The organism is Streptomyces sp. NPDC030245 (assembly GCF_055572995.1).
The window spans coordinates 416,006-437,339 of sequence record NZ_JBVICF010000008.1 but is presented as its reverse complement, the minus strand read 5'-3'; the positions used below and the strand labels follow the sequence as shown (position 1 = coordinate 437,339).

The 21,334-nt window shown below is 68.9% G+C and carries 19 protein-coding genes and 1 pseudogene; 9 read left to right on the top strand and 11 right to left on the bottom strand.

Annotated elements, in window-relative coordinates:
* On the bottom strand, positions 1 to 170 hold a 170-nt coding region (locus tag ACZ4Z4_RS23565; protein WP_468330491.1), incomplete at its 3' end, for a fructose-bisphosphatase class II.
* 128 nt (positions 171 to 298) lie between these two features.
* Here ACZ4Z4_RS23565 and ACZ4Z4_RS23560 point away from each other — a divergent pair.
* Positions 299 to 820: a DUF4245 domain-containing protein gene (locus ACZ4Z4_RS23560; RefSeq protein WP_468330426.1), complete on the top strand. Its 522-nt coding sequence runs from the start codon at positions 299 to 301 to the stop codon at positions 818 to 820.
* A gap of 76 nt (positions 821 to 896) precedes the next feature.
* On the opposite strand, the gene ACZ4Z4_RS23555 is transcribed toward ACZ4Z4_RS23560, so the two are convergent.
* From ACZ4Z4_RS23555 to ACZ4Z4_RS23540, 4 genes are all read right to left on the bottom strand, one after another.
* Positions 897 to 1,487: a malonic semialdehyde reductase gene (locus ACZ4Z4_RS23555; protein WP_468330423.1), complete on the bottom strand. Its 591-nt coding sequence runs from the start codon at positions 1,485 to 1,487 to the stop codon at positions 897 to 899.
* A 147-nt stretch (positions 1,488 to 1,634) separates the two neighbouring features.
* A complete protein-coding gene (locus tag ACZ4Z4_RS23550) occupies positions 1,635 to 1,928 on the bottom strand; it encodes an exodeoxyribonuclease VII small subunit (protein ID WP_468330420.1) in 294 nt (97 codons plus the stop codon).
* A 9-nt stretch (positions 1,929 to 1,937) separates the two neighbouring features.
* A complete protein-coding gene (gene xseA, locus ACZ4Z4_RS23545) occupies positions 1,938 to 3,146 on the bottom strand; it encodes an exodeoxyribonuclease VII large subunit (RefSeq protein ID WP_468330417.1) in 1,209 nt (402 codons plus the stop codon).
* A 251-nt stretch (positions 3,147 to 3,397) separates the two neighbouring features.
* Positions 3,398 to 4,810 carry an APC family permease gene (locus tag ACZ4Z4_RS23540; protein ID WP_468330414.1) on the bottom strand — a complete coding sequence of 471 codons (1,413 nt, stop codon included), beginning with the start codon at positions 4,808 to 4,810 and terminating at the stop codon, positions 3,398 to 3,400.
* A gap of 127 nt (positions 4,811 to 4,937) precedes the next feature.
* Between ACZ4Z4_RS23540 and ACZ4Z4_RS23535 the strand changes: the two genes are divergently transcribed.
* Together ACZ4Z4_RS23535 and ppgK are read left to right on the top strand one after the other, a co-directional pair.
* Entirely contained in the window at positions 4,938 to 5,921 is a 984-nt protein-coding gene (locus tag ACZ4Z4_RS23535) for a 4-hydroxy-3-methylbut-2-enyl diphosphate reductase (RefSeq protein ID WP_468330411.1), read from the top strand.
* 41 nt (positions 5,922 to 5,962) lie between these two features.
* Positions 5,963 to 6,703: a polyphosphate--glucose phosphotransferase gene (gene ppgK / locus ACZ4Z4_RS23530; RefSeq protein WP_468330408.1), complete on the top strand. Its 741-nt coding sequence runs from the start codon at positions 5,963 to 5,965 to the stop codon at positions 6,701 to 6,703.
* A gap of 29 nt (positions 6,704 to 6,732) precedes the next feature.
* On the opposite strand, the gene ACZ4Z4_RS23525 is transcribed toward ppgK, so the two are convergent.
* Positions 6,733 to 7,398: a DUF6542 domain-containing protein gene (locus tag ACZ4Z4_RS23525; RefSeq protein ID WP_468330405.1), complete on the bottom strand. Its 666-nt coding sequence runs from the start codon at positions 7,396 to 7,398 to the stop codon at positions 6,733 to 6,735.
* A gap of 200 nt (positions 7,399 to 7,598) precedes the next feature.
* Here ACZ4Z4_RS23525 and ychF point away from each other — a divergent pair, with 200 nt between their 5' ends.
* From ychF to ACZ4Z4_RS23510, 3 genes are all read left to right on the top strand, one after another.
* The gene (gene ychF / locus ACZ4Z4_RS23520; protein ID WP_468330402.1) at positions 7,599 to 8,687 is read left to right on the top strand and encodes a redox-regulated ATPase YchF; all 1,089 of its coding nucleotides are present in this window, start codon (positions 7,599 to 7,601) and stop codon (positions 8,685 to 8,687) included.
* Positions 8,688 to 8,993: 306 nt separating this feature from the next.
* Positions 8,994 to 10,604 (top strand): site-specific DNA-methyltransferase, encoded by a 1,611-nt coding sequence (locus tag ACZ4Z4_RS23515; RefSeq protein ID WP_468330399.1) that lies wholly within the window; start codon positions 8,994 to 8,996, stop codon positions 10,602 to 10,604.
* 50 nt (positions 10,605 to 10,654) lie between these two features.
* Complete coding sequence (locus ACZ4Z4_RS23510) at positions 10,655 to 13,072, top strand: DEAD/DEAH box helicase (protein ID WP_468330488.1); 2,418 nt, start codon at positions 10,655 to 10,657, stop codon at positions 13,070 to 13,072.
* Positions 13,073 to 13,180: 108 nt separating this feature from the next.
* On the opposite strand, the gene ACZ4Z4_RS23505 is transcribed toward ACZ4Z4_RS23510, so the two are convergent.
* Positions 13,181 to 13,579, bottom strand: a complete 399-nt coding sequence (locus ACZ4Z4_RS23505) for a restriction system modified-DNA reader domain-containing protein (RefSeq protein ID WP_468330485.1) — start codon at positions 13,577 to 13,579, stop codon at positions 13,181 to 13,183.
* A gap of 321 nt (positions 13,580 to 13,900) precedes the next feature.
* Here ACZ4Z4_RS23505 and ACZ4Z4_RS23500 point away from each other — a divergent pair, with 321 nt between their 5' ends.
* Positions 13,901 to 14,362, top strand: coding sequence for a helix-turn-helix domain-containing protein (locus ACZ4Z4_RS23500; RefSeq protein ID WP_468330396.1), 462 nt, complete (start codon positions 13,901 to 13,903; stop codon positions 14,360 to 14,362).
* 17 nt (positions 14,363 to 14,379) lie between these two features.
* Complete coding sequence (locus ACZ4Z4_RS23495) at positions 14,380 to 14,925, top strand: hypothetical protein (RefSeq protein ID WP_468330393.1); 546 nt, start codon at positions 14,380 to 14,382, stop codon at positions 14,923 to 14,925.
* Between the two features lie 270 nt (positions 14,926 to 15,195).
* Here ACZ4Z4_RS23495 and ACZ4Z4_RS23490 read toward each other — a convergent pair.
* The 3 genes and pseudogenes from ACZ4Z4_RS23490 to ACZ4Z4_RS23480 all read right to left on the bottom strand — a co-directional run.
* Positions 15,196 to 15,645: pseudogene (locus ACZ4Z4_RS23490) on the bottom strand (Uma2 family endonuclease); the annotation flags it as partial.
* Positions 15,646 to 15,808: 163 nt separating this feature from the next.
* Positions 15,809 to 16,915, bottom strand: a complete 1,107-nt coding sequence (locus tag ACZ4Z4_RS23485; protein ID WP_468330390.1) for a beta propeller repeat protein — start codon at positions 16,913 to 16,915, stop codon at positions 15,809 to 15,811.
* Positions 16,916 to 16,917: 2 nt separating this feature from the next.
* Positions 16,918 to 17,997, bottom strand: a complete 1,080-nt coding sequence (locus ACZ4Z4_RS23480) for a hypothetical protein (RefSeq protein WP_468330387.1) — start codon at positions 17,995 to 17,997, stop codon at positions 16,918 to 16,920.
* Between the two features lie 443 nt (positions 17,998 to 18,440).
* On the opposite strand from ACZ4Z4_RS23480, the gene ACZ4Z4_RS23475 reads away from it, so the two are divergent.
* Complete coding sequence (locus ACZ4Z4_RS23475) at positions 18,441 to 20,015, top strand: S8 family peptidase (protein WP_468330384.1); 1,575 nt, start codon at positions 18,441 to 18,443, stop codon at positions 20,013 to 20,015.
* Positions 20,016 to 20,091: 76 nt separating this feature from the next.
* On the opposite strand, the gene ACZ4Z4_RS23470 is transcribed toward ACZ4Z4_RS23475, so the two are convergent.
* Positions 20,092 to 21,303 carry a serpin family protein gene (locus ACZ4Z4_RS23470; RefSeq protein ID WP_468330381.1) on the bottom strand — a complete coding sequence of 404 codons (1,212 nt, stop codon included), beginning with the start codon at positions 21,301 to 21,303 and terminating at the stop codon, positions 20,092 to 20,094.
* Positions 21,304 to 21,334 lie beyond the last annotated feature (31 nt).

Here is a 21,334-nt window from a genome sequence, read left to right as displayed (position 1 = left end):
CGCATGGCCCTGACCGCGGCGCCGTCCGCGCCGTTCTTGTCGCCGCGGCCGACCCAGCGGCCCGCGGCCATGGCGGCCGCCTCGGTGACCCGGACGAGCTCCAGGGCGAGGTTGCGGTCGGGAGCCTCGGGGGAGACCTCGAGCTCGGACGGGAGATGATGCTCGGTCATCGGAGCGCACCTTTCTGCTGATACGACGACGGCCGGATGAGGGATTGTGAACGACTCTATCCGTAGGCCGACAAAATGAGCAGAGGGGCCCACGCATGAGCGGGCCGGGCGCCTGAGAACATGGGTCCGTGGCAGGAAGACAAGGCACTCAGACCGTCAAGAACATGCTGTGGTCGTTGGTGGTGATCGCGCTCGCCGCGGGCGTGATCTACATCTTCATCCCGCACAACGAGTCCAAGAGCTCCGTGAAGCGGGTGGACTACCGCGTGGAGCTGCTGACGGCCCGGCGGGCCGCGGAGTACCCGGTGGCGGCGCCCGAGGGCCTGGCCAAGGCGTGGAAGCCGACGTCCGTGCGGTTCAACGGCGCGGAACACGACGCGTGGCACCTCGGCTTCCTCGACCCGGACGAGGAGTACGTCGCGATCGAGCAGTCGACGGAGAAGCCGTCCGCCTTCATCAAGAGGGTCACGCAGAGCGCCCGGAAGACCGACGCCGCCGAGGAGATCGGCGGCCGCACCTGGCAGCGGTACGAGGGGTCGAAGTACGACGCCCTGGTGATCGAGGGCCAGGGCGCCACGACGGTGGTCACGGGCACGGCGTCCTTCAATCAGCTGGCGAAGATGGCGGAGTCGCTGAAGATGTCCTCCTGAACCACCTTGCTGTGGACACGCGAAGGGCCCCCGGCGGCGTGCCGGGGGCCCTTTCGCAGGTCTATGACGTCGTGCGTCAGACCGTGGTGACGACGTCCTCGTAGGCCAGGCGCGGGGAGCGCGGGAACCAGGCGTCGTCGCCCGGCTTGCCGATGTTGACGATCATCAGCGGGGTGTGGTCGTCGTCCAGGAACTCCTTCTGGACGCCGGCGAAGTCGAAGCCGGTCATCGGGCCCGCGGCCAGACCGGCGGCGCGCACGCCGACGATGAAGTACCCGGCCTGGAGCGTGGCGTTGACCAGCGCGGCCTGCTCGCGAACCGGACGCTCCGCGAAGAAGGCGTCCTTGGCCTGCGGGAAGTGCGGGAACAGCGCGGGGAGCTCCTCGTGGAACTCGTTGTCCGCGGAGAGGATCGCGACGAGCGGCGCGGCCGACGTCTTCGGGCGGTTGCCCTCGGCCATGTGCTGGACCAGGCGCTCACGGGCCTCGGGGGAGCGGACCAGGGTGACGCGCAGCGGCGACTGGTTGAAGGCGGTCGGGCCGTACTTGACCAGGTCGTAGATCGCCTGCACCTGCTCCTCGGTGACCGGCTCGTCCGTGAAGGTGTTCGCGGTGCGGGCCTCGCGGAAGAGCAGGTCCTGGGCGGCGGGGTCAAGGGCGAGAGACATGGATCAACCTTCTTCGACGTACGGGGTGTGTCTGCCGGGCCCGTTTCCGGGCTCGCACCACGACAGTACGCCGCCACTGTTCAACTTTCAACCAAAACTGGAGGTGGGTGATCCGGTTCACAAACAGCAGGTCGGCGCTGTTTTGTCTCAGGAGTCGTAGGCGGAACCGGAGGCGGCGTCCCCGTCCTCATCGACCTCGGGCCCCGCCAGGGCCGCGTCGAGCCGGGCGCGGGCGCCGTCCAGCCAGCGCCGGCAGATCTTCGCCAGCTCCTCGCCGCGCTCCCACAGGGCGAGCGACTCCTCCAGGGTCGTCCCGCCGGTCTCCAGGCGGCGTACGACCTCGATCAGCTCGTCCCGCGCCTGCTCGTAGCCGAGCGCGTCCGCGGCGTCGGCGTCCGTGGCCCGGTCCGTCTCGCCGGTCTGGTCCGTCTTGCTGGTCATGCGCCCACCCTAATTGTCGACTCGTACGGTGAATTCGCCCTCGGCCACGCGCGCCCTCAGCTCGTCGTCGGGGCCCACCTCGTCCGGAGCCCGCACGACCGCGCCGTCCGGCTTCTGCAACACCGCGTACCCCCGCTGGAGGGTCGCGGCGGGGGAGAGGCCCACCACGCGCGCGTGCGTGTGCGTCAGCTCCGAGGCCGCCCGGTCGAGGAGGTGCCCGAGCGTGCGGCGGCTGCGGTCGACGAGCGCCGCGACCTGCTCCTCGCGCTCCTCCACCATGCGGTGCGGATGCTCCATGGAGGGGCGGCCCAGCGCGTGCGCGAGGCCGCGGGCCTCCCGGTCCAGGAAGGCGTCCATGCTGCGCCGGGCGCGGTCCCGGAGCCACTGCACGCGCTCGTACTCCTCACCGACGTCCGGCACGACCTTCTTGGCGGCGTCGGTGGGCGTCGAGGCGCGCAGGTCCGCCACGTGGTCGAGGAGCGGGTTGTCCGGCTCGTGGCCGATCGCGGAGACGACCGGCGTCCGGCACGCGGCCACCGCGCGCACCAGCTGCTCGTCCGAGAACGGCAGCAGGTCCTCCACGCTGCCGCCGCCGCGCGCCACGATGATGACGTCGACCCCGGCGTGGGCGTCCAGGTCCTTCAGGGCCTGCACGACCTGCGGCACCGCGTGCACTCCCTGCACGGGGACGTTGCGCACCTCGAAGCGGACGGCGGGCCAGCGGTGCCTGGCGTTCTCCAGGACGTCGCGCTCGGCGGCGGACGCACGGCCGGTGACGAGCCCGATGAGCTGCGGCAGGAAGGGCAACGGCTTCTTCCGGTCGGGCGAGAAGAGCCCTTCCGCGCCCAGGCTCTTCTTCAGCTGCTCGATCCGCGCGAGCAGCTCGCCGACGCCGACGGGCTTTATCTCGGCGGCCCGCAGCGACAGCTGCCCCCGCCGCTCGTACCACTCGGGCTTCGCGCGTACGACGACACGGGCGCCCTCCGACACGACGTCCGCCACCGCGTCGAACACCTGGCGGTAACAGGTGACGCTCACGGAGATGTCGTGTGACGGGTCGCGCAGCGTCATGAAGACGACGCCGGCGCCGGGTCTGCGGGACAGCTGCGTGATCTGTCCCTCGACCCAGATGGCGCCGAGCCGGTCGATCCACCCGCCGATGAGCCGGGACACCTCCCCCACGGGGAGGGGGGCGTCCGCGGAGGTATTGAGAGGCATGCGCCGAGCGTAGTCGGGCCGCTCGGCCTTTGGCGGTGCCGTGTCCCGCCGTATGCCTGGCGCGGGGCTCTCGGGGTGCGGGCCGTCTGTGGCCGGCCGCGCAGTTCCCCGCGCCCCTGGGAACCTCCGGCCGCCGCCACGGACAGGGGCGCCCCTTCAGGGGCGCGGGGAACTGCGCGACCAGCCCACAACAACCCGCAGACGCACGAGCACAGAACACGCAACGGTGCACGGGCGGAAACGACGAAGGCCTACGCCTTCGTACCCCCCGTATCCACCCCTCGCCCCGCCCCCTGAACCCCCAACACCACCAACCCCACCCCCAGCCACACCGCACCCACCACCTGCGCGGAACCAGACGCCTCCCAGATGACCGCCACCACGATCGCCGCCCCGAGCACGGGGATCAGCACATGCCGCCACCAGCTGAACCCCGCCTCGCGGTGGCGCAGCGCGAACCAGCCCACCACGCTCGCGTGCAGCAACAGGAAGGCCGTCAGTGCGCCGATGTCGACCACCGACACCAGGTGGTCCATGCCGTCGTCCCTGCGGGCCGCCCACACCGCGGCCACCAGCGTCACCACCGCCGCGCACAGCAGCGCCACCCGCGGCGTACCGGAGTCCGTCTTCGACAGGATCCGCGGCAGCCGCCGGTCCCGTGCCATCGCGAAGAGCAGCCGTCCCGCCGCCGCCTGCCCCGCCAGCGCCGCGAACGCCGCGCCGATCGCCTTGCTGACCGCCACCAGGTCGTGCAGCCACGCCCCGGCGGCCGAGTCCACGGAGTCGTAGAAGGCCGTGCCCTGCTTGCCGGGGTCCGCCGCCAGCTCGGCGGACGACAGCGGCTCCAGGAGCGCCACCAGATACGTCTGGGCGACGAACAGCACACCCGCGAGCGTCAGACAGAACAGCACCGCCCGCGCGACCTTCGCCGAACCGCCCGTCACCTCCTCGGCGAAGGACGCGATGGCGTCGAAGCCCAGGTAGGAGAGGACGGCGATGGACACCGCGCCCACCACGGCCGACAGCGCGAACGCCCCCTGCGAGCCGTCCCCGGTCAGCGGCGAGAGCCAGCCCCGCTGCGCCCCGTCCCGGACCAGCACCACCACGGCCGCCACCACGAAGACCAGCAGCACCACGACCTCCATCGCGAGCACCGCGAAGCCCACCCGCGCCGCCGTCCGCACGCCCCACAGGTTCAGCGCGGTCGTGATGAGCACCGCGAGGGCCGTCCACACCCACCGGGACACCGAGGGCACCAGCGAGTTCATGGCGATCCCGGAGAAGAGGTAGGCGACCGCCGGGATGAGGAGGTAGTCGAGCATCGCCATCCACCCGGCGATGAACCCGGGCCCCTTGCCGAGCCCCGCGCGGGCGTAGGCGAAGACGGACCCCGCCTGGGGGACGACCCGCACCATCTGGGCGTAGCTGAACGCGGTGAACGCCATCGCGACCGTGGCGATCAGATAGACGAGGGCGACCGCGCCGTGCGACTTCGCGTCGAGCGTCCCGAAGACGCCGACCGGGGCCATGGGGGCGATGAAGAGCAGTCCGTAGACGACGAGGTCCCGGAAGCCGAGACTGCGCCGCAGCCCGTCACCCCGGGAGGGGTCGGCTTCCCCCGCGGGCTCGGCATGGGCTCCCGTACTGGCGGACTGTCCGGACATCGTGCCTCCGTACCTCCGTGGATCAAGGTCGCGTGGATCCGCGTGGATCCGTGTAGATCAACGCAGGTCCCCAGTCTCCCCAACCGGGCGATCTTTGACGCGCTGGACGCGGCCTTACGATGGGGTCATGACTGCTACGCCTGGCTCCCGCCGTGTCCTGCTCGCCGCTCCCCGTGGCTACTGCGCGGGCGTGGACCGTGCCGTGATCGCCGTCGAGAAGGCCCTGGAGCAGTACGGGGCCCCGATCTATGTCCGCCACGAGATCGTCCACAACAAATACGTGGTGCAGACCCTGGAGAAGAAGGGCGCCATCTTCGTCGACCAGACGGCGGAGGTGCCCGAGGGCTCCATCGTGATGTTCTCCGCGCACGGCGTCGCCCCGACCGTCCACGCGGAGGCCGCCGAGCGCAAGCTCGCCACCATCGACGCGACGTGCCCGCTGGTCACGAAGGTCCACAAGGAAGCGGTCAGGTTCGCCAAGGAGGACTACGACATCCTCCTCATCGGGCACGAGGGCCACGAGGAAGTCATCGGTACGTCGGGTGAGGCGCCCGACCACATCACGCTGGTCGACGGCCCCGACGACGTCGCGAACGTCGAGGTCCGCGACCCGGACAAGGTCGTCTGGCTCTCCCAGACCACCCTCTCCGTGGACGAGACCATGGAGACCGTCGACGCCCTGAAGGGCAAGTTCCCGAACCTGCTCTCGCCCCCCAGCGACGACATCTGCTACGCCACGCAGAACCGCCAGACCGCCGTGAAGAAGCTCGCCGAGGACGCGGAACTGGTCATCGTCGTCGGCTCCAAGAACTCCTCGAACTCCATCCGCATGGTCGAGGTCGCCCTGGACGCCGGCGCCGCCGCCTCGCACCTCGTCGACAACGCCGAGGAGATCGACGAGGCCTGGCTGGAGGGCGTCACCACGGTCGGTCTGACCTCGGGCGCCTCCGTGCCGGACATCCTCGTCGACGGCGTCATCGAGTGGCTGGCCGAGCGGGGCTACGAAGACGTGGAGACGGTGAAGACCGCCGAGGAGTCCATCACCTTCTCCCTGCCCAAGGAGCTCCGCAGGGACCTGCGCGCCGAAGCGGCCGAGCTGTCCCAGCGCTGAAAGACGGGCTCCACGGGCGCGGGCGCCGTACGGTGGGAGCCATGCAGATCTTCGGTGTGGACATCGGCGGATCCGGGATCAAGGGCGCTCCCGTGGACCTTGATCGTGGAGACCTGACACAAGAACGGCACAAGGTGCTGACCCCCCACCCGGCGACGCCGGAGGCCGTGGTCGACGGTGTGTGCGAGGTCGTGGAGCACTTCGGCTGGAAGGGAGCCGTCGGGGCGACGTTCCCCGGCGTGATCACGGGCGGCACGGCGCGCACCGCCGCCAACGTCGACAAGAGCTGGATCGGCACGGACATCCGCACGCTGGTCTCCGACCGGCTCGGCAAAGTTCCCGTCACCGTCCTGAACGACGCGGACGCGGCGGGCGTCGCCGAGATGCACTTCGGCGCGGGCCGCGGCCGTACGGGCACGGTCATCCTGCTCACGCTCGGCACGGGCATTGGCAGCGCGGTGTTCACGGGCGGCCGCCTCGTCCCGAACACGGAGCTCGGCCATCTGGAGCTGCACGGCCACGACGCGGAGAAGAAGGCCTCGTCCAAGGCCCGTGAGGACGAGGACCTGAGCTGGGAGCACTGGGCGCACCGCGTACAGAAGTACCTCGCGCACGTGGAGATGCTGTTCTCCCCGGAGCTCTTCATCATCGGCGGCGGAGTGAGCCGCAAGGCGCACAAGTTCCTGCCGCTCATCGAGGGCATCTCGGCGGAGATCGTCCCGGCCCAGTTGCAGAACAACGCGGGCATCGTGGGGGCGGCGATGGCGGCGGCCGAGGCGTAGCCCCGAAGCGCGCTTGTACGGGCGCGCTCCTACGGGGTGGGCAGGTGCTTCTGGCGGGCCGCACCTCCCGGGGGACCCGTCGGCCCCGCGGGAGGTGCGGCCCGCCGCTGCGTCATCAGCTTGACCTTCCGTACGGTGACGACGAGCCCGGCGACGAGCGTCCCGCCGTACAGCCAGCCGGCGTGCAGGGCCAGCGTCGTCACGAGCCCCATGAACTGGCCGCCGATCCCGCCCGAGCCCCCGGAGACGGGCAGCACGCCGACCGCGAAGGCGATCGGCACGCTGACCGGGGCGGTGACCAGGTCGGCCGGGCGCACCCAGAGGGCCGTGAGCGCGGCCACGGGCACGAACAGCACGCCGTACGCGACGACCGAGTCGCCCCCGATCAGGCGGAGCAGACAGGCGAGCAGGAACATCACCGCCGTGCAGAAGAGCCCGCTGCCGAGCCCGGTCAGCCGGGGGTTCGGCATGCGGCGCAGCGAGCGGTACAGCGGTGACCGGCGCAGGGTGCGCAGGAACGGCGGGACGGGGCGGCGCGGGCCGGGCGCGGCCCGGTACGCCGCGCCCGGCACGGGCCCGCCCTGCGGGGGCAGCGGTGCGGTCCGGCGCGGCGGCCGGGCCGGTGAGGCGGTCCCGGATACGGACCGCGCGGGCTTGGGTGCGGGCTGAGGGGGACGCGTCCTGTGTTGCTCCACTGGACCAACCTAGGCGGGGTACGCCGCCGAATCCGGCGCGGGACACGCCTTTGGGCCGACCTTGGCCATGCGTTCGAAGCGGAGACGACGGGCAGGCGGGAGCGGCGGCGGCACGCCGTAGACTGGGGGATCGCCCCTGGGCCGCTCCGGCCCACCGGGCCGCCCACCATCCACATCCCTCACGTACGGGAAGTCGCAACGTGTCGCTCACGATCGGAATCGTCGGTCTGCCCAATGTCGGCAAGTCGACCCTGTTCAACGCCCTGACCAAGAACGACGTCCTTGCGGCCAACTACCCGTTCGCCACGATCGAGCCGAACGTCGGCGTGGTGGGCGTCCCGGACCCCCGCCTGACGAAACTGGCGGAAATCTTCAGCTCCCAGAAGATCCTCCCCGCCACGGTCGACTTCGTCGACATCGCGGGCATCGTGCGCGGCGCGAGCGAGGGCGAGGGCCTGGGCAACAAGTTCCTCGCGAACATCCGCGAGTCGGACGCGATCTGCCAGGTCATCCGCGCCTTCAAGGACGAGAACGTCGTGCACGTCGACGGCAAGGTCTCGCCCAAGGACGACATCGAGACGATCAACACCGAGCTGATCCTCGCCGACCTCCAGACGATCGAGAAGGTGCTTCCCCGCCTCCAGAAGGAGTCGCGGATCAAGAAGGACATCGCCCCGAAGGTGAAGGCGGTCGAGGAGGCCAAGGAGATCCTGGAGCGCGGCGACACGCTCTTCTCCCAGGGCATCGTCCAGGGCTCGGAGCGCACGGAGCTCCTCCACGACCTGCACCTCCTCACCACGAAGCCGTTCCTCTACGTCTTCAACGTGGACGAGGACGAGCTGACGGACGACGCCTTCAAGGCGGAGCAGCGCGCGCTGGTCGCCCCTGCCGAGGCGATCTTCCTCAACGCCAAGCTGGAGGCGGACCTCGCCGAGCTCGACGACGAGGAGGCCCTCGAACTCCTCCAGTCGGTCGGCCAGGAAGAGCCCGGCCTCGCCACCCTCGCCCACGTCGGCTTCCGCACCCTCGGCCTCCAGACCTACCTCACGGCAGGCCCCAAGGAGACCCGCGCCTGGACGATCCCCCAGGGCGCCACGGCCCCCGAGGCGGCCGGTGTCATCCACACCGACTTCCAGAAGGGCTTCATCAAGGCGGAGATCATCTCCTTCGACGACCTGGTCGAAACGGGCTCGGTCGCGGAGGCCCGCGCGGCGGGCAAGGCGCGCATGGAGGGCAAGGAGTATGTGATGCAGGACGGGGATGTGGTGGAGTTCCGGTTCAACGTGTAGCGGCTGACATGGCACGACGTGAGTGATCTGGCAAATGTGTAGGTCAGAGGGGGCCTGGCTCTTCGGGGGCAGGCCCCCTTTTCACGCCCGTGCTGACTTGGTGCTGACCTGGAAGCACCGCTCATCACCCCTCTGCATCCCTCCCGTGCTGGTTTGGTGCTGACTCTTCGGGGCGTTGGGCGCAGCGTGGGGATGCGGCGGATTCGTAGCAACCAAGCGACCGGTGAAGACGGTTGGACGGCGAGCGTCCCTCGTTGTCAGTCCTCGCCGGTACGCTTCCCAATGTCACGACAGTTGGAGGAAGACATGGGTACCTCGGGGCGTCTCAGCCTGTCCTGGATCAATAAGGACAGGTCGCTCATCAGCACCCAGGACGGCGGCTACGAGTGGGTCGACCGGGACGACATCCGCGTGACCGAGACGCGCCTCCTTCGTGATGTCGCGACGGTAGGTGAGGTGCACGACGACCTCAAGCGCGCCGAAGACAATCTGCTGATCGCGGGGGATAGCGGGGATGCGCTGCGGGCACTTACGAGACTTCCTGAGTTCGCGGACAAGTACCGCGGCAAGGTGAAGCTCGTATACATCGATCCGCCCTTCAATACGGGGCAGGCTTTCGAGCACTACGACGATGGGCTGGAGCATTCCGTCTGGCTCACGATGATGCGTGACCGCCTGTTGCTCATTCGCGATCTTCTGGCCGACTCCGGAAGCGTTTGGGTGCACCTCGACGACGCAGAGATGGCTTACTGCAAGGTGCTCATGGATGAGGTGTTCGGTCGGCGGAACTTCATCTCAACGATCATTTGGAAGCGCCGGAACGATCCCCGTAACACTGCACAGTACCTCTCGGGCGATCACGACTCGATCTTGGTGTTCGCCAAGAACATCGACGCGCTGACCTTCAACAAGCTCCCTCGCACGGAGTCCATGGACTCCGCGTACACCAACCCCGACAGTGATCCTCGTGGACCGTGGCGGCGCGGTGACCTTGCAGCCCGGAACTACTACTCCAAGGGGACCTATCCGGTTGTGACCCCTAGCGGTCGAAAGATCTCCGGCCCTCCTTCAGGAAGCTATTGGCGCGTCTCCGAGGAAGAGCTGAAGCGCCTGGACGGCGAGGGACGGATCTACTGGGGTCCGGATGGAAAAAGTCGGCCGTATTTGAAGCGGTACCTCACCGAGGTGAAGCAAGGGCGTGTCCCGTCCTCTGTCTGGCATCCGGAAGAGGTGGGCTTCGTCCGAAACGGCAAGGAGGAAGTCCGCGCTCTCGTAGGCGATGTCTTCGCCACCCCGAAGCCCGAGCGTCTTCTGCGACAGGTCATGACGATTGCGAGTGACCCTGGAGACATCGTCCTTGACTGCTTCGGTGGCTCAGGAACCACGGCTGCCACTGCACACAAGTTGGGGCGCAGGTGGGTAACGGTCGAGCGAGAAGCAGAGACGGTCGAGAGCTTCGTTCGCCCCAGGCTTGAGAAGGTTGTCAACGGTGAGGACTCCGGAGGCATCACCGAGTCGTCCGGGTGGGAGAAGGGCGGAGGCTTCCGGCATCTCGAAGTCGCGCCGTCCATGTACGAGCGCATGGGCAACCGAGTGCTTCTCGCCTCGTGGGTGGCCGGCGACGCCTTCGCTGAAGCCGCCTGTGCACAGATCTCCGGCTTCGAGTTGGAGCCGGGCGCCGAACCGCCGTTCGTCGGTCGGAAGGGGCGGCAGCGTCTCGCAGTGGTCGACGGGCTTGTCTCCGAGAGCACAGTCCGGTCGGTCGTTGAGGCGCTGAGCGAGAACGAGAGAGTTCTCATCGTGGCCAAGAGTTACCTGCGCGAGGCGGCAAGCCTTCTGGAGAACCTCAGCCCCGGCTCGCGTATTAAGAAGGCTCCCCAGGACCTGTTGGACATGAAGGGACGTGTACTGCGTTGAGCTGGACACTCACATACGACCAAGCGGCGATCGAGGACCTGGCTACCCGCATGGAATTGCGGGACCCCAACCGTCGCGCCGTGGCCAAGGTCGTCGAGGAGATCCAGTCGGGGGACGGGCGGGAGGTCGTGTGCGACCTGGCGACTGGCGTAGGCAAGACGTACATCTGCCGGGCTCTGATCGACTATCTCGCTGACCAGGGTGTTCGCAACATCCTGATCGTCACTCCGGGCCGGACCATCCAGAGGAAGACGGTCGCCAACTTCGACCCTGGTAGCCCGAAGTTCGTGCCGGGCGCCAACTACGAGCCCGTTGTCATCACTCCGGAGAACTACGCGGGTGGCCGCGTTGGCGACGCGCTGCACGATCCGGACGCGCTGAAGGTCTTCATCTTCAACGTCCAGCTGCTTACGAAGCCGACAGCAAAGACGTCACGCACGGCGCACATGACCGATGAGTTCATCGGGACCGCCCTGTATGAACACCTGCGCACGGCCGATGACTTGGTCGTCATCGCCGACGAGCATCACGTGTACCGGAGTGACGCGAAGAAGTTCCACGAAGCGGTCCGGGACCTCGAACCCCGAGCCCTTGTGGGCCTGACGGCCACTCCTGACGAGATGGACCGCAAGGTTCCCGGCAGGATCGTCTTCGAGTACTCGCTTGCCGAGGCGATCGCCGATCAGCTCGTCAAGGTTCCGGTCATCGTCTACCGCGAGGACGGACACACTGACGTTCGGACTCAGCTTGCTGACGCCTGTCACCTGCGCAAGGTGAAGGAAGAGACCACCCGGGAGTGGGCCGAGAACAACGGGCGCCCCATGGTCAACCCCGTTCTCTTCGTGGTCTGCCAGAGCATCGAAGAGGCGACGGAAGCTGCCGACACCCTGGCGGGCCCAGGCTTCATTGGTGAGCCAGGAGCTGTCTTGCAGATCACGTCAGGCAGCAAGGAGGACGCGCTCGAAGCCCTCGCCGGCATCGAGAACCCAGACTCCCCGGTTCGGGCCGTGGTCTCGGTGAACATGCTCAAGGAAGGGTGGGACGTCAAGAACATCAGCGTCATCGTGGCGCTTCGGACACTCGCCTCTGAGACCCTCACGGAACAGATCCTCGGCCGCGGCCTGCGTCTTCCTTACGGGGAGCGTGTCGGCTTCTCGATGATCGACAGTGTCGACATCATCGCTCATGAGTCGTACCGGCGGTTGCTGGCCTCGAAGGACTCCCTTCTGGAGAACGCTCTCCTGAAAAGGGCTACGCCGGGGGCCAAGGGCGGGCAGGCTGCTGGGGCTGGTCGCGCGGTCCCCAAGTCTTCGCACTCTGAGACCGAGACTCAGGGAATGATCGTTTTCACGGGCGAAGCTCCTGTCAGAGAGGGCGGGTTCGACAGCGAGGTACCCGACACCGTCTTCCTCGGCATGGCCGACATGGAGCATCGACTCGCCGAAGCTGGGGCGGAGAAGAAGCAGATCCCGCAGATCATGAAGCCTGCGGACGGAGCTCCCGTCATCAAGTTCCCGAGCAGGCGTCTACTGGAGAAGCCGGACACATACAGCTTGGCCTTCGTCAGCTCCGAAGCCGTGGCATCGGAGGGAAAGAAGTTTAGCCACGAAATAGAGGTGGAGCTGAAGAAGGTCGCTCTGAAGACGGAGCGGGGACTGGATGGCCAAGTCTCGTCGGTCCAGACCGAAGTTCAGAAGTCGGGAGTCGCGACGCAGCAGAAGCTGCCGATCTCGGAGATCAGGGAGGATCTGGAAGATCGGATTCTCAATCTGCCGCAGCTGAAGCTCACGCACGATGAGGTCGAGCATGCCAACCGCATCGTGGGCGCGTTCCTCGGCGCGGCGATCGAGGCGGGCGACGAGGACGGTACGCCGTGGGAGGAGGCCAGGGCGAAGCTCGCCCTGAGCCAGTTGGAGAGGCTCGTGGTCTCCAGCTTCAGGCAGAAGCTCGCCCAGACCGAGCACGAGTTCGTGACGGTGAGTCTCCCGCCCCCTGCCCAACCGTGGCCCGGACAGACGATGCCGAAGATGCAGATCACCGACAGGGTGATCAAGGGCATGGGGTACACAGGCTGGGACTGCTCGATCCTCCCCGTCGTGTACTTCGACGCACGGTCGACAGAGGTCAAGCTCGCTAACCTCATGGACGTGAGTCCCAAGATCGAGTGGTGGCTGAGGCTCCCGTCGCGCGGAGAGACATTCATCCAGCTCGACAGCGGGTCTCGTTACTTCGCCGACTTCATCGCCATCGACAAGGAGGGCGTGCACTGGGTCGTCGAGGGCAAGTCCGACGCCGAGGCGTCCAGTGAACAGGTGCTGGCCAAGAAGGTAGCGGCCGAGGCATGGGCGCAGGAAGTCACGGACCTCGGACAGTTCGGAGTGTGGAAGTACCTCTTCGCCACCGAGGAGCACCTGAGCCAGGCAAACAGTTGGGACATCCTTCTGACGGTCACAGGTGCCCGGGGATAGGACGACTGAACCGCCACGACGGCCCGCCAATTCTGGCGGGCCGTCGTGATTTTCAGTGAGAGGCGCCGATCGTCTGCCGCGAGGCAGCCGAGCCGGGGTCGGTTCCTGTCAGATCCTGGCCTTCAGTACGTGCAGGGCCGTCCCATCGGCGGTACACCAGGCAGACCAACCATTGACGGAAATGCCCGCGGCAGCCCTACAAGCGCCGGAAGGGCTGTCATGAACGGTGCCGTCCTCCAGGCGCATCTTGCCTTCCTCGGTTACGAACGCGACGTGCTCCTCGCCGAGGTTGCGACGCCGCCACACCAGCCGCTGCCCCGTCGACAACTGGCCGGCATCCACGAGGGGGGCGAGGGTCGACTTCCGATGGCTGGTGTCCGCGGGGGCGGAAGTCTCGCAGTCCAGGCCGTATTTACGGCGGAGTACGCTATTCGCGTTGTCCTCCAACGGTCGTGCCTCCTTCGCGATAAGCGCGTACACCTCGTCGTCAACCTCGATTGTGTGCATGATCACGGTCCCTCCCGTTGAGCCGGGTAGTCAGATCGGGCTCGGCGGAGACGACCGTACCCCCTCCAGGTTCCAGGTGTCCAGGTATCCAGGTGAAGTCATCGGAGGGGCGGGACGGGGTCGAGCGTCGAGACGGGCCGGGATAGCGGATGCAGTAGTGGGTTCGGCGTGGCGGGCGTCCGACCTGATGCAGGGTCCGTTAACTCTTGGCGTCAGCCCTTATGGGTTAGGGCTCGCGGTCCGTACTCTGGCTTCACAATGCTCCGATCAGCGAGGAGATCGACGTGGGTGAGAGCTTGATGCTGGGGGGACCGGCTCCGGGTGGCACGTAAGACGCGGGGGCTGTCCGCCGCGCAGCTTGCCCAGCGGGTCGCGGTCTCGCCCAGTCTGATACAGAAGCTGGAGTCCGGCGCGCGCAAGGCGACGCCGAGCCCGATCTTGGCGTTGGCTCGGGCGCTGCACTTCGGCCCAAAGGTGCTGACCGGGCAGCCGGACTACGGGGACCCGGAGGCTGAGGACGGGGTGCACTCCGTTATCCCGGGGCTGCAGCGCATCCTGCTGTGCTTCGACACCCCTGACGAGTTGGAGACGCGTCCACGCGCTCTGCCGGTCCTGGCTTCAGAGGTGGACCAGATAGCGGCTCTGCGGCGTGACGCCCGGGACGTGCCGATGGGGTCGTTGCTACCTCTGGTGATCACCGGGCTGACCCACGTGGCGCTCGGTGCGCGCAACGACGAGCAGCAGAAGGCGTTTGGCACCTGGCCCGCGCCTACCGCGCGGTAAACAGCCTGGCCCACAAGATGGGGCACCACGACCTCGGCAACACGGCTTTGGAGCGGGTCCGGTGGGCGGCCGACCGAAGCGGTGACTCCCTCATGCAAGTCACGGCCGGCTACCTGGTGGCTGGGTCGATGTTGCTGCAGGGCGCGACCGAGTCGGCGCGTCGCAAGCTCAAGGGGCTGCATGAAGAGTTGCAGCGCTTCCAGCCAGAACGTTCGTACACCGACGACGCCTTGGCGGTCGATGGCGCGTTGATGCTGAAGCTCGCCGTGGTGGAGTCTCGGGACAACAACCCTGATGGAGCTGAGGAGTTCCTCCAGGAGGCCGAGCAGGTCGCGCACATGGCGGGCAACCGCGACAGCCTCGCCTACGAGATGAGCTTCGGGCCGACGAACACCAAGATTCACTCGGTGCACACACTGATCGACACCGGTGGTAGCGAGCAGGTCCTGGCCTGGCTCGCCCAATGGGCCAGTTCGGAGCGGATTGGGTGCCGCCAGCCTCTACGGTGGGTGAGCGATCCAGCCACCACCACATCGATGCAGCCTCCGCGCGCCTGGCGGTAGGCGATCGCGGCGGCGCGTTCGCCGATCTGAAGCGGGCACGGAAGATCGCGCCGAACCACACCCGATTCCACCCATCCGTACGCGAAACGCTCGGTGCGCTGCTGCGCATGGACGCTCATCCGCCCTCCGAGCTGTTGGCGTTCGGCGTTCGGCGCCTGGGCTGGCGTCGCGTAGCACAACGGCCCGCTTCCTAGGGGGAGTTGGCTTTAATTAGGTGCGGGCAGTTTGTGCGCGCACCTGCTTCCAGCGTGGAATGGTCCTCTCACACCCTTCGTCGAGCTCGTAGGCGTGGACGACGGGCGCCCCGTCCTCGTCCTCGATGCACCAGTAGTGCGGGATGCCGGCCTCCGCGTACTTGCGGAGCTTGACCGTGCGATCGCGGTGGGCGGACTCGGGGGACACGACCTCCACGACGAGCTTCACGTCCCCCGGGGCGTACCACGTGCGGTCGGGGTGGTAGGGCAGGTCCGTCAGCAGGAGGTCCGGCTCGGGGCGGTTGCGGGCATCGAGGCGGATCGTCATCTCCCGCTCGACCTCGAAGCCGGCCGGCGCCTGCGCCATGAGTGTGGTCGTCAGTGCGGTGACGAGGCGACCGTGCCAGGACCGCTGGGGCGACAGCACGAAAACGAGGGCTCCGTCGATCAGCTCGGTGTGGCGGGGCGCCTCGGGGAGGCGGTCGAGGTCCTCCGCGAACCAGCCTTCCGCGCGCGGCGGGCGCATTTAGTCGGGCAGTGCGGTCATGGGACAACCCTAGCGATTGTGGCCGTCGCGGGCGGAAACCGTGCTGCTGATCCTTAACCGGCGCATGGACGTTTCCAGGCCGTCGGAGGAACTGGCGGGTGCCGGTTCGTGTCCGGTCAGCGGTCTCACCCCCTCCTCGGCCTCAGTCGAACCGCAGGATGCGGGGAGCGAACGTGCCGCCGGGCCCGTTGGCCCTCCCCACCGACCACACCGTCTCCGTGCCCGGCACCGGTGCCAGGTGCACGCGCTGGGATTCGCCCTCTCCGGGCACCGTCGGTTCCTCGTGGCCGGTGAACGACTGGCCGTTCCAGGCGAGGAAGTCCGGGCCGGAGATGAAGGGGGGCCAGCTGCCCGGGGGGCCGTGTTTCTGGGAGCGGGCCACTGCGACCCAGGCCAGCTTGCCGGAGGGGGCGGGGGTCAGGGAGGTGACCGAGCCGAAGTCGGTGGGGAGGGGCATCCGGTTCCACGTCTGGCCGTCGAAGCGGAGCAGGAGCGGCGGGATCGGTCTGCCTACCGGGCCGCCGACGAAGCCCTCCGTGCCGCCCGCCCACACCTCCGTGTCGGAGACCGCGTACACGCTGCCCACGGCCGACCGCGGGAAGCCGAACACGGTCGTCTGCTTCCACGCCTGCCCGTCCCAGTGCGACACCGCCGCACCCGCGTGGGTGTCGCCCGCGGCCCAGACGTCGTCCGCCGCCTTCACGTGCAGGCCGTACACGGAGCCCGGCGGCACCGGCATCTCCTGCCAGCCCGAACCGTCCCTGCGCAGCAGCACCTGTGCGCCGGGCCGCGAACCGATCAGCCAGGTCTCGCCGCCGCCCGCCACGACCTTGGTCAGCGTGACGTCGCGCGGTGCCCGGCTCTCGCGCCAGGTCTTGCCGTCGTAGCGGAGCAGGCGCGCGGCGCCCGCCGTGTCGCGGCCGACCGCCCAGGCCTCGGTCGGTGAGGGCGCCGCGACGGACAGCAGCTCTCCCTGCCAGCCGCCCGGCACCTTCTGGTGCTGCCACGCGGTGCCGTCCCAGCGCAGCAGCAGCGGGAAGCCCGGCGCCTCGCGGCCGACGGCGTCGGTGCCCACCGCCCACGCCCGGTCGGGGCCCAACGCCACCGCCTCGTTCAGCCCGGCCTGCGGACGCACCTCGGCCGGCACCGGGACGTGCCGCCAGGCACCGGGTTCCGCCGCGGCCGAGGCCATGGCGGTCACGAGGGTCAGGGCGAGGGCGAGGACCGCGACGAGAAGTCTGCGTGCCATGGTCAGCCTCCCAGCCGCTCACTCATCGGATTCGGTTTCGAGCCGTAGATCTCGACGGTCCCGAAGGACAGCAGCGAGGATCCGGCCCTCGTCAGCGCGGTCGGCTTGACGAGGATCGCGTTCGGGCGTTCCGGGCCGTACGAGAAGGTGGTGCGGGAGCCGTTCAGTCGCGCGTACTTCGACTGGAACGCGCGGTCGCTGCGCACCGGCAGCCACAGCGCGCCGTCCGGGCCCCGCACCAGGGCCTCGGTGTAGGTGTCGCCCAGCGGTGGGCTGCTGGTGCGCCAGGTGCGGCCGTTCCAGGACAGGAGGTAGGTGGCCGGCGTGCCGTCGGTGTAGCGGGTGCCGCTGATCGTGGCCCGGTCGGACCGCTCGGGCAGGATGGTGTGCACGTTGCTGTTGGCCGGGAGCGGCACCTTCGCGTCCCGCCACGCCGTGCCGTCCCAGCGCAGGACGGTGGTGCCGGTGCTGGTGTCCGCCCACGCCCAGGCGTCGTCGGTGGTCCGGGCGACGACGCCCGCCACGAAGTGCACGCCGTCCGGGACGGATTGAGTCGTCCAGCGGGCGCCGTCGTAGTGCAGCACCTTCAGGCCGGTGTCGTCCTCGCCGACCACCCACGCGGAGCCGGGCACGGCGGCGAAGTCCTGGTAGTTCCAGAGTTTTTGGGGCAGCGGGACGGTGCTCCAGCCGGCCGCCGTGCGGCGCAGGATCTGCCCGGTGCCCTCGGCGTTGTTCTGGAAGATCCACACCTCTTCGCCGACGAACTGCACCTCGCCGAGCCAGCCGGGACCGCCGGCGCCGGGGAACGTCGTGTCCCGGCTCCACGCCGTGCCGTTCCACCGGTACAGCATCGGCCGAAGTCCGTCGGTGGCGTGCTCGTATCCGCTCGCCCAGGCCTCGGCGGGGCCGCGGGCCGCGAGGTCCTTCACGGTCATCGTCGGGGCCGTCGTCGGCGGCACCGGCAGGGCGGACCAGCTCGGTGCCGCGGCCGGTGTCGCGGTCGGCATCGTGGCCGAGGCCGGGGACACGAGCGTGGCGCAGGCGATCACGAGGCAGACAACAACCGCACGGAGACCGTTCACGGGACCCCCCAGGACCGAAGGGCGCACACGCTATTGGCGTTCACACGCCGTGCACAGAGCGTCGGTAGCAGGAAGTCCAGCTTGGCCGAAACCGGCCCCGCGAGCGGCACGAGGGGCGTGCGGCCCTCGCCGAGGGAGAGCGCCCAAAGAGAGTGCCGAGGGAGAGCGCCGAGGGAGAGCGCCGAGGGACAGCGCGGGGCGGGGAGCGGCAGGCACTCCGCGTACCGTCACACGGGGTTCACCCGTCACGCCAGGGCCCAGGGCCCGTGTTACGTCCGGTCCTGACTCTTGTGGGATTCCTATGGATCCGCCAATCTTTCGTCCCGACGGAGGCAAGAGCAGGCATGTCGTATTGACATGCCCCTGCCGCATGTCCCCGCGAGTGTGGGCACCACGGCACCAATCCCCCACCAGCGCACCACCTATTGAGGAGGACCCCTCAGATGGCAGTGATGCGTCATAACCGCCGAAGACTGGCCGGGATCAGCGCGACAGCGGTCGCGGCCCTCGCCCTCGGCGTCGTCTCCGCCCTTCCGGCGAACGCCCAGCCGGACCGGGCGGAAGGCAAGATCGAGAACGCCGGCGCACCCGGCGCGATCAAGAACAGCTACATCGTGAGCCTCGACAAGGACGGCCCCAAGGCCCGCTCCGCCGCGGGCAAGGCCCTCGCCAAGGAGTACGGCGCCAAGATCGAGCGGACCTACGACAAGGCGCTCAACGGCTACGCGGTCGAGCTCTCCGAGGCCGAGGCGAAGAAGTTCGCGGCCGACCCGGCCGTCGACGCGGTCGTCCAGAACCGGACGTTCACTGCCTCCGCGACCCAGACGAACCCGCCGTCCTGGGGCCTGGACCGCATCGACCAGAAGACCCTGCCGCTGGACCAGAAGTACACCTACCCGGACTCCGCGGGCGAGGGCGTCACCGCGTACGTCATCGACACCGGCGTCCGCATCAGCCACACCGACTTCGGCGGCCGCGCCTCCTACGGCTACGACGCCATCGACAACGACAACACCGCGCAGGACGGCCACGGCCACGGCACGCACGTCGCCGGCACCGTCGCGGGCACCCTGCACGGCGTCGCCAAGAAGGCCAAGATCGTCGGCGTCCGCGTCCTGAACAACCAGGGCTCCGGCACGACCGCGCAGGTCGTCGCGGGCATCGACTGGGTGACCAAGAACGCGGTCAAGCCCGCCGTCGCCAACATGTCGCTCGGCGGCGGCGCCGACAGCGCGCTCGACACGGCGGTACGCAACTCCATCGCGTCCGGCATCACCTACGCCGTGGCGGCGGGCAACGAGTCGACCGACGCGTCGACCAAGTCGCCCGCGCGCGTGGCGGAGGCCATCACCGTCGGCGCCACGACCAGCACCGACGCGAGGGCGAGCTACTCGAACTACGGCAGCATCCTCGACATCTTCGCCCCCGGCTCCTCGATCACGTCGACGTGGAACTCCGGCGACAGCGCGACGAACACCATCTCCGGTACGTCGATGGCCTCCCCGCACGTCGCGGGCGCGGCCGCGATCTACCTGGGCCAGAACCCCACGTCGACCCCGGCGCAGGTCTCCTCGGCCCTCGTCAGCGCCTCCTCGACGGGCGTCGTCACCAGCCCGGGCACGGGCTCGCCCAACCGTCTCCTGAACGTCACCGGGGGTTCGACCAACCCGCCGGGCAAGAAGTTCACGAACGACACGGACTACCCGATCCGGGACAACGCCACCGCCGAGTCCCCGGTGACCGTGACCGAGGTACCGGGCAACGCGCCCGCCGCCCTGAGCGTGCCGGTGACCATCCAGCACACGTACATCGGCGACCTCCAGGTCCAGCTGATCGCCCCCGACGGAACCGCCTACACCCTCAAGGGCTACGGCACCGGCGGCAGTTCGGACAACATCAACACCACGTACACGGTGAACGCCTCCTCGGAGACGGCCAACGGCACGTGGAAGCTGCGCGTCAGCGACAACGCGGCCCAGGACACCGGGAAGATCGACTCCTGGAGCCTGCAGTTCTGAAGCCCGCAGTTCTGACACCGGGAGAACGTGAGTCTGTGAGCACGTACGTGTATACGTGAGTACGTGTGTACGTGAGTCAGTGGTCCTCGTCCTCGTGGTGCGGCTCCGGGTCCGTGACCCAGCCCGCCGCGAGGACGAGGCGCGAGGTGCGGTGGACGGCGAGGAAGCCGAAGGGGCGGTCGAAGGTGGCGTCCACGTCGGTGGTGACGTAACGCTCCTCGGGGATGCCCGCGCCGATCGCGTCGAACACCGTGACGGCCGCCGCCCGGAAACCCCGCGCGCTGAACGTCGCGGTCGCCGTCTGCGCGCCATCCCGCAGCGCGACGGGCTCGGCCGCGATCCCGGGGAAGTGGCCGCGCGTCGCGTCCCTCGCCGAGGTCAGACCGAACAGCTCGTGCCGCTTCATCAGGTCGTGCTGTGCGGTCAGCGTGAACGGCACGGCGGTGACGTGCAGCGTCGGCGGACGGGGAGACATGGAGCGCACCCTGCTCACCTCCAGGCCCGGTCCCACAACCCCGTACGGCAGTTGAGTCCCCGGCACCACCGCGACCCTGCGCGCGAGGACGTCGACGCCCGCGCCGAGGACCTGCCCCAATTCCATGCCGGCCTCGCCCAGCAGCAGATGCACGTCGACCCCGGTGTTGCCGAGCACCTTCAGCTCGGTCACGGCGCCCGCGCGGGTGTGCGCGACACCCACGCGGTCCAGGAGTGACGTCGACCGGCGCAGGGCGGCCAGGAAGCGGTCCCGCCACGGTCCCGCTTCAGGGGTCATTCCGCAGTCCGTGAAGGGCCGTAGCCACTCGGTCCGCAGGGTCAGCGCGCTCGCCAGGACGAACTCGCTGTCCTCGTCCGGGCGGACCGGCATCCGCTCGATCTGACCGCCCGTCCGGTCCGCCGCCCACGCGTCGAGCGCCGCACCGTCCTTCTCCGGGGCGCCGGTCAGCACGCCCAGCGTGTCCACCGGCACCCCGTCGCGCCACTCCGGCCGCAGGGTCAGGGTGCGCCTGGTCCACAGGCCGAGGGCCGTGTCCAGGCCCCGTACGCGGTCCATCGCGGCCAGCAACCCCCGTGCGGCCGCCGCCGCTTCGTCGGCCGGGAGCCCCACCGCGTCCGCGAGCTCCGTGCGGGCCGCGCCGGTGGCGCCGTCCGCCAGGAACGCGAGGAGGGGCCAGACGCCGGGCGCCGAGAAGACGGTGCCGCGGTCGGCGGCCGCCGTCGCCGCCCACCGCGAGGTCAGGTCGTTGACGGCCCGCACCGCTGCCCGAGTTGTCGAGGTTTGCCGTCGCATTACCTATTCTTCCCCGCCCCGATTACGATGC

What these genes read in the sequence shown, in the direction of transcription:
- ACZ4Z4_RS23510 (WP_468330488.1), top strand. Translation starts at nt 10,655, where the DNA reads ATGGAATTGCGGGACCCCAACCGTCGCGCCGTGGCCAAGGTCGTCGAG.
- ACZ4Z4_RS23550 (WP_468330420.1), bottom strand. Translation starts at nt 1,928, where the DNA reads ATGACCAGCAAGACGGACCAGACCGGCGAGACGGACCGGGCCACGGAC.
- ACZ4Z4_RS23540 (WP_468330414.1), bottom strand. Translation starts at nt 4,810, where the DNA reads ATGTCCGGACAGTCCGCCAGTACGGGAGCCCATGCCGAGCCCGCGGGG.
- ACZ4Z4_RS23495 (WP_468330393.1), top strand. Translation starts at nt 14,380, where the DNA reads ATGGGGCACCACGACCTCGGCAACACGGCTTTGGAGCGGGTCCGGTGG.
- ACZ4Z4_RS23470 (WP_468330381.1), bottom strand. Translation starts at nt 21,303, where the DNA reads ATGCGACGGCAAACCTCGACAACTCGGGCAGCGGTGCGGGCCGTCAAC.
- xseA (WP_468330417.1), bottom strand. Translation starts at nt 3,146, where the DNA reads ATGCCTCTCAATACCTCCGCGGACGCCCCCCTCCCCGTGGGGGAGGTG.
- ACZ4Z4_RS23515 (WP_468330399.1), top strand. Translation starts at nt 8,994, where the DNA reads ATGGGTACCTCGGGGCGTCTCAGCCTGTCCTGGATCAATAAGGACAGG.
- ACZ4Z4_RS23555 (WP_468330423.1), bottom strand. Translation starts at nt 1,487, where the DNA reads ATGTCTCTCGCCCTTGACCCCGCCGCCCAGGACCTGCTCTTCCGCGAG.
- ACZ4Z4_RS23535 (WP_468330411.1), top strand. Translation starts at nt 4,938, where the DNA reads ATGACTGCTACGCCTGGCTCCCGCCGTGTCCTGCTCGCCGCTCCCCGT.
- ACZ4Z4_RS23475 (WP_468330384.1), top strand. Translation starts at nt 18,441, where the DNA reads ATGGCAGTGATGCGTCATAACCGCCGAAGACTGGCCGGGATCAGCGCG.
- ACZ4Z4_RS23505 (WP_468330485.1), bottom strand. Translation starts at nt 13,579, where the DNA reads ATGCACACAATCGAGGTTGACGACGAGGTGTACGCGCTTATCGCGAAG.
- ACZ4Z4_RS23485 (WP_468330390.1), bottom strand. Translation starts at nt 16,915, where the DNA reads ATGGCACGCAGACTTCTCGTCGCGGTCCTCGCCCTCGCCCTGACCCTC.
- ppgK (WP_468330408.1), top strand. Translation starts at nt 5,963, where the DNA reads ATGCAGATCTTCGGTGTGGACATCGGCGGATCCGGGATCAAGGGCGCT.